The sequence below is a fragment of the Thermanaerothrix sp. genome, from assembly GCF_056331585.1.
The window spans coordinates 20,801-31,458 of record NZ_JBWGPQ010000034.1; the positions used below are offsets into that span (position 1 = coordinate 20,801).

The 10,658-nt window shown below is 52.1% G+C and carries 11 protein-coding genes; 7 read left to right on the forward strand and 4 right to left on the reverse strand.

The features are described from left to right. The first annotated feature begins 62 nt into the window (after positions 1-62). Positions 63-758, forward strand: a complete 696-nt coding sequence (locus AC01YT_RS11030) for a response regulator transcription factor (RefSeq protein ID WP_476675411.1) — start codon at positions 63-65, stop codon at positions 756-758. Beyond that, positions 751-1,818 carry a sensor histidine kinase gene (locus tag AC01YT_RS11035; protein WP_476675413.1) on the forward strand — a complete coding sequence of 356 codons (1,068 nt, stop codon included), beginning with the start codon at positions 751-753 and terminating at the stop codon, positions 1,816-1,818. The genes AC01YT_RS11030 and AC01YT_RS11035 overlap by 8 nt, the downstream gene beginning before the upstream one ends. Here AC01YT_RS11035 and AC01YT_RS11040 read toward each other — a convergent pair. The 4 genes from AC01YT_RS11040 to AC01YT_RS11055 all read right to left on the reverse strand — a co-directional run bounded on the left by AC01YT_RS11040 (position 1,815) and on the right by AC01YT_RS11055 (position 5,107). Then, entirely contained in the window at positions 1,815-2,831 is a 1,017-nt protein-coding gene (locus tag AC01YT_RS11040; protein WP_476675415.1) for a c-type cytochrome, read from the reverse strand. The genes AC01YT_RS11035 and AC01YT_RS11040 overlap by 4 nt on opposite strands. Next, complete coding sequence (locus AC01YT_RS11045) at positions 2,828-4,153, reverse strand: 4Fe-4S binding protein (RefSeq protein ID WP_476675417.1); 1,326 nt, start codon at positions 4,151-4,153, stop codon at positions 2,828-2,830. Before AC01YT_RS11045 ends, AC01YT_RS11040 begins: the two co-directional genes overlap by 4 nt. After that, a complete protein-coding gene (locus AC01YT_RS11050) occupies positions 4,140-4,583 on the reverse strand; it encodes a cupredoxin domain-containing protein (RefSeq protein ID WP_476675419.1) in 444 nt (147 codons plus the stop codon). The genes AC01YT_RS11045 and AC01YT_RS11050 overlap by 14 nt, the downstream gene beginning before the upstream one ends. A 65-nt stretch (positions 4,584-4,648) precedes the next feature. Then, complete coding sequence (locus AC01YT_RS11055; RefSeq protein ID WP_476675421.1) at positions 4,649-5,107, reverse strand: PCYCGC motif-containing (lipo)protein; 459 nt, start codon at positions 5,105-5,107, stop codon at positions 4,649-4,651. Between the two features lie 228 nt (positions 5,108-5,335). Here AC01YT_RS11055 and AC01YT_RS11060 point away from each other — a divergent pair, with 228 nt between their 5' ends. From AC01YT_RS11060 to AC01YT_RS11080, 5 genes are all read left to right on the forward strand, one after another. Continuing rightward, complete coding sequence (locus AC01YT_RS11060; RefSeq protein ID WP_476675423.1) at positions 5,336-6,124, forward strand: DeoR/GlpR family DNA-binding transcription regulator; 789 nt, start codon at positions 5,336-5,338, stop codon at positions 6,122-6,124. An 84-nt stretch (positions 6,125-6,208) separates the two neighbouring features. After that, the gene (locus AC01YT_RS11065; RefSeq protein ID WP_476675425.1) at positions 6,209-7,168 is read left to right on the forward strand and encodes a tagatose 1,6-diphosphate aldolase; all 960 of its coding nucleotides are present in this window, start codon (positions 6,209-6,211) and stop codon (positions 7,166-7,168) included. A 39-nt stretch (positions 7,169-7,207) separates the two neighbouring features. Further along, positions 7,208-8,338, forward strand: coding sequence for an MFS transporter (locus AC01YT_RS11070; RefSeq protein ID WP_476675427.1), 1,131 nt, complete (start codon positions 7,208-7,210; stop codon positions 8,336-8,338). Then, positions 8,322-9,290, forward strand: a complete 969-nt coding sequence (locus AC01YT_RS11075) for a carbohydrate kinase family protein (RefSeq protein WP_476675429.1) — start codon at positions 8,322-8,324, stop codon at positions 9,288-9,290. Before AC01YT_RS11070 ends, AC01YT_RS11075 begins: the two co-directional genes overlap by 17 nt. An 8-nt stretch (positions 9,291-9,298) precedes the next feature. Beyond that, positions 9,299-10,597: a D-tagatose-bisphosphate aldolase, class II, non-catalytic subunit gene (locus AC01YT_RS11080; RefSeq protein WP_476675433.1), complete on the forward strand. Its 1,299-nt coding sequence runs from the start codon at positions 9,299-9,301 to the stop codon at positions 10,595-10,597. The last annotated feature ends 61 nt before the right edge of the window (positions 10,598-10,658 follow it).

The following is a 10,658-nucleotide window of genomic DNA, read 5'->3' on the forward strand; positions in this document are numbered from 1 at the left end:
AGCCCTAAACGATTTCTTTATAAGAATAGGCTATAATCAAAAACATCCTATTGGTGAGAGTTATGGAAAAGCGTTTGAGAGCGAGAAGTAAAATCCGGGTACTACTGGCAGACGATCATCACATTGTGCGGGCGGGAATACGTCAGCTGCTCGAACGAGAACGGGATATTCAAGTCATCGCTGAAGCCGCGGATGGTGAAGAAGCGCTGGCGTTAATTGAGAAACACCAACCTGATGTGGCAGTCTTAGATCTACAAATGCCGAAAGCAAGCGGAATTGAAGTCACTCAGCGTGTCCGAGCCCATTTTCCCCAGGTGGGCATTCTTGTTCTCACTGCTTATGATGATGACCCTTATGTCATGGCTGTGCTCCAGGCGGGTGCCAACGGTTATGTGCTTAAGACAGCAGATGCGGAAGACTTGGTGCAAGCGGTACGAGATGTTTACGAAGGAAATTCAGCTGTTGATCCTCGGATAGCCCGTAAACTTATGTCCACTTTATTTCGCCGTAGCGAGCGTTTGATGGAACCGCTCACCGAACGCGAGTTGGACGTATTGCGGCTGGTGGCGCGGGGATTGACCAATAAGGCCATTGGGGTGCACTTGGGGATCAGTGATCGTACGGTGCAAGGCCATTTAGCCCATATCTTTGCTAAATTACAGGTTAGCAGTCGTACTGAAGCGGTCATGCGGGCAGTGGCTTTGGGATTAATCCCCCAGCCGGGCGAATTCTCGGGAGTTGAATTTCACCATGAATAGACGTTTCAATATATTCAGCGCCTCGGGATTTCAGGCGTTGTTTTGGATGGTTTTACCCATTACCCTGGTTCTTATTGGTGTGGTCGTGGGTAGTTTGGCATTGCATGAGCATGTTATGCGCCAATATTTACCTGAGGAAGCCTGGAAAGCGGCGACCGATCCCCTCTTGGAATTGACCTTAGTAGCCCCATTGGTTCTGCTTATACCCCTGGCGGTTGCCGGTGCGGCGTTCTGGTTTGGCACAAGGCAAATCATTCGTCCCTTGCAGGCACTGGAAAAGCAGGCTGTGGCATTAGCCGAGGGTGATTTTGAGTCCGTCCAGCAACCGGTAGGGGGGATTGTCGAGATACAAAATTTGCAACACGAACTCATTGAAATGGCGCGCAAAGTTCAAGCTGCCCAGGAAGGTTTGCGCGATTATATCAATGCCATCACTACGGGGCAGGAAGAAGAACGTCGCCGTCTGGCGCGTGAACTTCATGATGATACCATCCAGGCACTGATTGCGCTGAAACACCAAGTTCAATTATCCCTCAAGTCGGTGCGTGATCCTAACGGCAAGAAAGCTTTACGAGAGTTGGAGCAATTAGCCGAACAGACCATTGAAAACTTACGTCGTCTCATTCGGGCACTGCGTCCCATCTACTTGGAGGATTTAGGACTGGTTACAGCATTGGAAATGCTGGCCCGCGAAGTTGAGCAATCCAGTGGTGTACAAATACATTTTGAAAGCATGGGTTGGGAACGGCGCCTCGATCCCCAGGTTGAACTTGTTCTATATCGTATTGCCCAGGAAGCACTCAATAATGTCATTCGTCATGCAAAAGCACCGCAGGCTCACCTTCGTGTGACCTTCAAAGACCGGAAAGTAACGCTAGAAGTGGAAGACAATGGGGTCGGTTTTCAGTTACCTACTGCTCCAACTGACTTTGCCTTGCAAGGGCATTTTGGGCTTTTGGGAATGCGCGAACGAGCAGAATTAATCGGTGCCCATTTGGCGTTAGAAACAGCTCCTGGCAAGGGCACACGGGTACGGGTGACCATCCAGTCGAATGCCTAAGGCGGGACAGGTGTCTCGGGAAGAGCACTCCAGGCAAAACGGTAAAGATAGGCCACCAGTGCATCAATTTGCTCTGGGGTGAAAATAGGCCCCCAATAAGGCATGCCAGTGCCCATACCTCCGCGAATCATTTTGCCGGCCAGGAGGGCTGGACTAGCCCCAAGGAGTTGGCGCGGATCACTCCAATCGGGTGGCCGAGTGCGCCCATAATGGGTAGAAGTGTGGTTGTTGGGGTTAGGGGGAGGCAAATCGCGCATCATGACTCCATCGCCCTTCCCGGTTTCGCCGTGGCATGCAGCGCAATTTTGGGCATAAAGTTTTTGCCCGGTGGCGATCTCTTGAGGTGAGGTGTGTTGTTCCCAAATCCAAGCCACAAGGTCCCAAAGATCATCGTCATTCAAGACTTGTAATGAAGGTTCGGCACGGAGGCGCATCCATAATGAGGCCGGGCTGTTGGAAAGGTAAGTAGTCTGCTCGAAAGCATAAGTGGGTAGGCGATCCTTCAAGGTTGCCCCACGCTGGGGATCAGCCATGCGATGAGGCACGATCTCAGCACGGTGGGGGGCATCCAGGTCAATGCCTAGCACAAGGTAAAGCGGTGTGGGTTCAAGGGTTGAGGTGGGGCCATCGCCAATAACGTGGATCACTCCCCGCATACGCCAGTGGTTGGGACCACACCACTTAGTGCAGTAAAAAGTGTAAGTGCCGGGAGCAGGGAACGTTAGAGTTGCCTCGACGAATTCACCGGGCAAAATTTCAATCTCGGGCTGGCTGAGTTTACCAATGGCAAATCCGTGTACAACATCCTCGCTAGTAAAGCGGAGAGTAATGGGTTGTCCACTGCGAACAGTGATCGTGCTCGGTGACCAACCACCGGATTCAGGCAAACGAGCGTGTATTTCTAACACTGTGGGGTTACTAAAACGCCACAAGAACTTACCGATAACCGGAAGAGCCAGGACAACCACCATCAGAGTGACAATAATAAGGCGAGCAAGATGTTCGTGTTTCATCCTAACAACAACCACAACATGATCCAGGTATAAGTGGCAATAAATGCTAATAATGGAATGGACTCGCGCGTAGACCCAGATAATTTACGGGCGGTTTCTGTGGCGCTCATGGCGCCACCCGCAAGGAGAAGGGTTTGTAGGGCCAGGCTGAATGACGAGGTTTGTCCGGTTGGGACACGGTTGGTAAGCCCCAGCAGATTCCAGCCCCAACCCAGAGGATCGGAAAGCACGGGTAGAAGGTAATAGGATTTTGCCGAGGCGAATGCCAACGTGAAAGCCATCCAACTCGTTAGCCCAAGAGAGAGGAGGATTGGCCCATAATACGCCAACGAACGTTTGAAAGAAAATTGTTTTTTCCTCATCTTTTCGGTGATCCACACCACCAGCGTGTAAAAGGCAGGAACGATTACAAGAGTTAGGAGGAAAACGCTTACTACAAAAATCCACCAAGCCGGACTGCCTATGGTGTAAGCGGTGGCCTTTAATATGCCCCAAGGTCCCAGAAAAATTACGGTATCTATGGCGGCGGTGGTCAACATCGTTAACGCAAGAAAGACGTCGTCTAAACTCATTTTTGCTGCTGAGGGTAACTCGGCGCCCCAGCGGCGCAGGCTAAGGCTGATATTCTCATGGGGACACTCACGCAGGCACTCCATACACAGGCCACAGTTGGCACTGGTTTTGAGTGCCGGCGGGTATTGCCCCCAAGGACAGACTTCATAGCATGTTTTTTCGGTATGGATAGCGCACAGAGAAGGTTCCATAACCTGTACGATTGGCGGGGCCAATCTGGCATAAAGCCCGGTGAAACCGCCGATGGGACAAACATAGCGGCAGAAGGCACGTCGCTCGTAAATCAGACTGAGCATTGTCGCCAAAAGAAATAGCCCTAATAGAACGAAGGCGGTGACCCGTGGAGTGGTCAAAATAACAGCGCCGAACCAGCCTACCAACACAAAGCCGAATACTGGCAACCATGCATTGCGCCATAGGCGAGGCCAACGTTTTCCGGGTCGGGTTTGAGCCCCTCGCGAGCGAAGAATTCCCTTGTTTTGTAACCATTCCCCGGGTAAGGGGATGGGGCAAATGCTACACCAGGAGCGACCTCCCAAAGGGATAAAGAAAAGTTTCAATGCGCTCCACCAAGCAATCCACACAAAAATAATGGCAAAGTTGTGGCTTCCCACTTGAGATCCCCAGAGCCCGCTTAGGATTGTGAAAATAAAGCCGGCTAGTGCAAGAGCACGGAGGACGAATTGCGGCCAACGACTGTGGAAAAGGGAATATATCCGTGAAGAACGGGTTAGTTCAATAGGTGTCATTGGGAGTGCTCTGGTCGTAATGATGAGGTCTATGGTTTGAAAAGAGGGCTAAAAGTATTGCAATTGCACCCAAGAGGCTTCCGCGTATAAGGGGAAGATTAGGGCCAATTTGAATCTTTCCCAACATAAACGGGTGCAAATTTCCACAAGCCACCGAACAACGGAAACGGTAGACACCGGGTTGGGTGGCTATGAATGTTGCTCGTCTTGGTTGGCCCGGTTCGGCTTCTAGGTCTAACCCATAACCATCCAAATGTAGACCGTGCTTTACATCGTTAGCAACTAGTTCAATGGTGACCCGTTCACCAGGGGAAATATAAACCTGTTCTGGAATGAAGCGGTACCTACTGGCTTCAACCCGAATATACCGTTCACCGGTTGAAGTGGTAGAACGTGGTGCAGGAATTCCAAGAACGATTATGGCGGCCAAGATAAAAATCAAACTTGCACGCCATCGAGGTGTTATGAGCCGAAGAAGCATCACGCCGTTATGTTTCATGGTTTTAACGGTGTCGGCGGTCCATATTGGGAATAAGTGCGATCAATGAAGGTTTGGATGTCATCCAAGGTCTTGCCTTCTCGACTCATGCGCATCACATCCTGAGTGATATCCACACATATGGAGCACCCTAAGGCATGGGAGTCGAATTCTATCTCACCTGAAGGCTGAACGTCTTTGATATAACAATCATAATTTGAGGTATGGCCTACAGCCCCGCATCCGCAGTAGCAGGGCACTTGGGAGAGAACCTCAGGATTGGCCACCGCAAACCGATAGGCTTCTTGCACCGAAACAGGTGCTTTTTGAACCTCAGAGGGTATTTGGTCGAGCGGTGCCATAGGTAGGGTTGAGGTTGATGTACTGCACGCAGTGAGCAATGTCAAAGCAATCCCCAAGAACAGTAAGAGGGCTTTTACGTTCCACTGTGGTCGGCTTGACAGTATAAAACGCATAGATTATTCACCTGAGAGATGTGATCTGATTTGGAGTATAACGATAAGGCTAGAAATAGCCGAGCGCTACATGGCGTGAGCCCTGGTAAGCAAAATGGCTTAATCTCGGCTGAAACTAGGTTTGGATAAAGAGGGCCGGGTTAAGAGTTGCACTTTCAATCAAAATATCGTACAATCAGTCACAATCATTCATTTGGTAGAACATACAATGTTACAAGGAATGCTCCAATGAAAACTCAGGCGCAGAAAACAGCCTTTCCTGGTCCGGATCGGCAGGGATTGATCCTCGATCTCATTAATCGCCGACAGCGTGTGAGCATTGCTGAGATTTGTGAGGCGTTTGGAATCAGCGAGGCAACGGCGCGGCGGGATTTAGAAGCCCTGGATCAACGAGGTTTGATCTGCAAAGTGCGCGGTGGTGCTATCCCTGCGCGCCGGGCACCAGCAGAGCCCCCCATCCTACAACGCTCTAACCAACATTTGGAAGAGAAACGGCGCATTGCTCAGACCGCCGCCAAATTGATTCAGGAAGGAGAAACCATTTTTCTTGGATCGGGTTCGACGGTTTTGGAATTGGCGCGGCTGCTACGCGCTTTCAATAACTTGACGGTAATCACCAATTCTCTCCCGGTGATCAACGAATTGGCAGCCTCTAATGGAATCACCCTGGTGGGGTTGGGGGGTGTGCTTCGTTCCAGTGAACTTTCGTTCATTGGCCATATCACCGAACAGGCACTGAGTGAAGTCCGGGCAGATAAGGTGTTCATTGGCATTCACGCGGTGGATGTGAGCGAGGGCTTGACCAACGCTTACCTGCCGGAGACGCTTACCGATCGCGCCATTCTAAAAATCGGTCGTGAGATCATCGTCTTGGCCGATCATTCAAAGTGTGGACGTGTTTCTACAGCGCGGGTGGCTCCGATTAATACCATTCATACCCTGATTACCGATACGGGTGCTCCCCAAGAGTTTGTTGAAGCACTGCGTCAGGCGGGGGTGCGGGTCATCCAAGCATGAGTTGGGATGGGGTACAAAGAAATTACCGTTCAGGGCTCATAGAGTTAACATTACTTTCTCATCGCAGGTGGTAAGGTGAATCTCATGGAAAAACGCTCAATTGGAAAACTGCGTGGTTTACAACAATGTAGCAGTGCTCGTTTTACGTTCACGGTGCTGGCACTGGATCATCGTCAGAACCTGCGCCGGGCGCTTAACCCTCAGGATCCGGGGGCGGTGAGTGATGCCGAACTTTCGCAGTTCAAACTTGATGTTGTTGCGGCGCTGGCTAAATCGGCGACCGCCGTGTTGTTGGATCCGGAGGTCTCGGCGGCTCAGGCGATTGCAGCCCGCAACTTGCCCGGCCACGTGGGATTGGTTGTGGCAGTTGAGGCGACCGGTTATAGCGGTGAACCTGGAGCGCGGCGCTCTCAGGTATTACCAGGGTGGAGTGTGGAGAAGGCGCGCCGCATGGGGGCAAATATGATCAAATTGCTGGTGTATTATCATCCCCAGGCACCTACGGCGGGGGAAATCGAGGCGTTTGTGGCCCAGGTGGGGGCCGAAAGCCTGAAGTATGATCTTCCTTTGATGTTGGAGCCACTTTCCTATTCACTTGACGGCGCCCCGTTAAGTGATGAGGAAAAACATTGGGTGGTGGTCGAGACGGCGCGCCGACTGACTGTCATTCCCGGGGTGGATGTGCTAAAGGCTGAGTTTCCGCTTACCGCTCAGAACAAGGATGAAGGCATGTGGCGGGAAGGGTTAGAGGCACTTCACGCGGCTTCGGCAGTACCCTGGATTTTACTTTCTGCGGCGGTGGACTTTGAGACTTACCTGCGTCAGGTTACCTTGGCTTGTCAGTGTGGCGCGAGTGGTATTGCGGTAGGGCGGGCGGTTTGGCAAGAAGCGGTTGGTCTGGATGCTGAGGCGCGGAACAATTTTCTGCAAGCCATGGCACGGGAGCGTTTAGAACGCTTGGCGGCGCTTTGCTATGCTCTAGGACAACCCTGGATGAATTATTTTGAGGGCGACGCACCGTTCGATTGGTACAAAACGTATTAAGACCTACGTAGTTTTCAGGGACGGTCATCGAGAGTCATTGTGTACTGGTCAGCATTGTATTTCATCTACTACGCGGCCATGGCGGCTTTGTATCCTTATCTGCCGGTGTATTACCGCCAATTAGGTCTGGGTGGGGAGCAAATTGGCATCTTGACCGCGACCGTTCCCCTGATTAACTTGCTCAGCGGCCCCCTATGGGGATGGTTGGCCGATTCGTACCAGCAACATAAGCGGGTATTGGTTCTTTCGATGTTAACCGTGGGGGCATTAGGGTCATTGCTGATCCTCCCACGCTCATTTATCGGGCTGTTAGTGATTTTAGTGCCTCTGGCGCTTTTTTTATCGCCTCTGGTGCCGATCCTGGACAGTTCAGTGCTCCAGACATTGGGTGAGCGACGCGAGCACTATGGGCGCATTCGCTTGTGGGGAGCAGTTGGATGGGGTGTGTGCGCGCCGCTGGCGGGCCGATTGGCCGAGCAAGTGGGATTACAAGGGTTGTTTGTCCTGTTTGGGGTGATGATGGGGTTAAGCTCACTTCTGGCAACCCGCCTTTCGGTGCGCTCCACTCTGGTGCGACCAGCCGGATTGGAAGCACTCTCACGTTTTTGGGCTGACCCACGATGGCGGGCGTTTCTTTTTACGGCATTTACTGGGGGCGTTTTGATTTCTGTGATTAGCAATTTTTTATTTTTGTTTCTTCAAGATTTGGGGGCTTCACAGACGCTCTTGGGGCTTAATCTGACTGTGGCGACCGTTTCTGAGGTTTCAATTCTCTTTGTCTCAAGCGCTCTGCTTAAACGCTGGCATCCGCAGCGGCTCTTGATGGTAGGATTGATCCTTTTTTCACTGCGGTCCTTGCTCTACTCGTTCATGACTCAACCTTGGATGGCAATGCCGATCCAATTGATGCATGGAGTAACCTATGCGTTGATGTGGGTAGCCGGGGTTTCTTATGCTGGGATGTTGGCACCGCCGGGTTTGAATGCGACGGCACAGGGCTTGTTTTCCAGCGCTATCATGGGGGTGGGGATGGTGGTTGGCTCCCTGGTAGGCGGATTTTTATTAGAACGGGTGGGAGCCGTTTGGATGTTTCGCCTGGTGAGCGGCTTGGGGTTGATGGGTGCTTTTATCTTATGGCGTGTGAGGAATCATTATGACCAGGATATATGATCTTTTGGTCGTGGGTGAAATCAACCCTGATCTCATTCTGACCGGGGATGTCGAACCGGTTTTTGGGCAGGTTGAGAAATTGGTGGATAGCGCGACACTGACGGTTGGCTCGTCGTCGGCAATTTTTGCCTGCGGGGCTGCCCGTTTAGGTCTGAAAACCACCTTTGTGGGGCTATGTGGCGCGGATGTCTTTGGCCACTTTATGGTGGATCAAATGCGCCGGCGAGGGATAGGGGTTGAGCATATACAGATCCGCCCGGAGGGAGCCACCGGCCTGAGCGTTATTCTAGCGCGTGGGGCCGACCGGGCGATTTTAACCTATCCGGGTTTAATTCCGACGCTACGAGCAGAAGATGTTCCGCTGCACCTTTTAGAGCAAGTGCGCCATCTTCATGTGGCGTCTTACTTCCTGCAAACCAATCTGCGGCCCGGATTGCCTGATCTATTTCGTCAGGCGCGTGCATTAGGGGTAACGACTTCGCTGGATACAAACTATGATCCCAGTGGTCAATGGCGTGGCTTCGACGCTTTATTGGCTCAGACCGATGTGCTGTTTCTCAATGAAACCGAAGCCTGCTCCTTGAGTCGGGAGGCCGATGTGGAAGCTGCAGCCCAAAAACTGGCGGCAATGGTCAAAGTGGTGGCGATCAAATTAGGCGCACGGGGGGCGTTGGCGATCCAGGGGTCGCGCATCGTTAATGTTCCTGGTTTGCCCGTTAAGGTGGTGGATACAGTCGGTGCAGGCGATAGTTTCGATGCTGGCTTTATTTATGGGTATCTCCATGGTTGGGACCTGGAGCGCACACTGCGGCTGGCGGTGATCTGTGGATCGCTTTCGACCCAGGCGGCGGGGGGGATTGCTGCTCAACCCACGCTGACCGAAGCATTAGACATTCTCGCCACATGGGAGAAGAAAGGCGCCCCAACGCTTTCCGGAGGAGAAGTGCAATGATCACCTATTTGGATTTTGTGGTGAAATCACATCAATTCGGACCCCCGCTGGGAATTACCTCGATATGTTCAGCCCATCCCTATGTTATTGAAGCGGCATTACGCAACGGGCAGGCAAGACGGATTCCGGTGTTGATTGAAGCTACCTGTAACCAAGTCAATCAGTATGGCGGTTATACCGGTATGACCCCCGCCGATTTTGTGCGCTTTGTTGAAACCATAGCGACGCGGGTGGGGTTCCCACGTGAGCGCATCCTTTTGGGTGGGGATCATTTAGGTCCACTTGTGTGGTCCAATGAGCCTGCCGCGATTGCCATGGCCAAAGCCAGAGCATTGGTCAGGGCGTATGTGGAGGCTGGTTTCCGCAAAATCCATTTGGATTGTTCGATGCCGTGTGCGGATGATCGTGATTTTTCTCCGGTCGTTGTTGCGGAACGAGCGGCAGAACTGGCTGCCGAGGCTGAAGCGGCCAGCCAAGAAGCGCCATTACCTTTACCACGCTATGTCATCGGTACGGAAGTTCCCCCGGCGGGAGGCGCCAAAGCAGAGGAAGAGCGACTGATAATTACACGTTCCGAAGATGCCGCGGAGACCCTGGAACTGACGCAACGGGCTTTTTCGAAGCGGGGTTTAGACGCTGCTTGGGAACGTGTGATGGCCTTGGTGGTTCAACCTGGGGTGGAGTTTGGTGATGCTCAGGTGCATGACTACCACCGCGAAGCAGCCCAATCCCTCTCTCACTTTATTGAAACCCGGCCTGGTTGGGTCTATGAAGCCCATTCGACCGATTATCAAACGCGCGAGGCCTTGCGGGCTTTGGTTGAAGATCATTTTGCCATCCTCAAAGTCGGCCCGGCACTGACGTTTGCCTTTCGCGAGGCTGTCTTTGCGCTGGCTGCAATTGAAGAGGTTCTATGTGATGAATCCAGTCGCATTGTCCACGCACTGGAAGAAGCCATGCTCTCGAATCCCAAGTATTGGATCAAATACTACCGAGGTAATGAGCGAGCATTAGCGATGGCGCGGCGATATGGTTTTAGCGATCGTATTCGCTACTATTGGGCAACACCGACGGTAGACCAGGCATTCCGACGTTTGCGTTCGAACCTGAACCGGGTCACGATCCCACTGACCTTGCTCAGCCAGTATTTACCCCATCAGTACCGTAAGGTGCGCGAAGGGCGGTTGATGAACACCTTCGATGCACTGGTGTTGGACAAGATTCAAACGGTGCTCGAAGATTACAACCATGCCTGCGGATTAGAGCAAGCACGAGAACGAACCCAGGGCAGTGATTTTACAAATTAGCTGAAGTTTGGACATAAGTTAGGGCACACAAATGAAAAGGAGCCTCAAAACGGATAAATTT

Excerpts from the sequence above, each read along its gene's own strand:
- AC01YT_RS11030 (WP_476675411.1), top strand. The coding sequence starts at position 63 with ATGGAAAAGCGTTTGAGAGCGAGAAGTAAAATCCGGGTACTACTGGCA.
- AC01YT_RS11035 (WP_476675413.1), top strand. The coding sequence starts at position 751 with ATGAATAGACGTTTCAATATATTCAGCGCCTCGGGATTTCAGGCGTTG.
- AC01YT_RS11040 (WP_476675415.1), bottom strand. The coding sequence starts at position 2,831 with ATGAAACACGAACATCTTGCTCGCCTTATTATTGTCACTCTGATGGTG.
- AC01YT_RS11045 (WP_476675417.1), bottom strand. The coding sequence starts at position 4,153 with ATGACACCTATTGAACTAACCCGTTCTTCACGGATATATTCCCTTTTC.
- AC01YT_RS11055 (WP_476675421.1), bottom strand. The coding sequence starts at position 5,107 with ATGCGTTTTATACTGTCAAGCCGACCACAGTGGAACGTAAAAGCCCTC.
- AC01YT_RS11060 (WP_476675423.1), top strand. The coding sequence starts at position 5,336 with ATGAAAACTCAGGCGCAGAAAACAGCCTTTCCTGGTCCGGATCGGCAG.
- AC01YT_RS11065 (WP_476675425.1), top strand. The coding sequence starts at position 6,209 with ATGGAAAAACGCTCAATTGGAAAACTGCGTGGTTTACAACAATGTAGC.
- AC01YT_RS11075 (WP_476675429.1), top strand. The coding sequence starts at position 8,322 with ATGACCAGGATATATGATCTTTTGGTCGTGGGTGAAATCAACCCTGAT.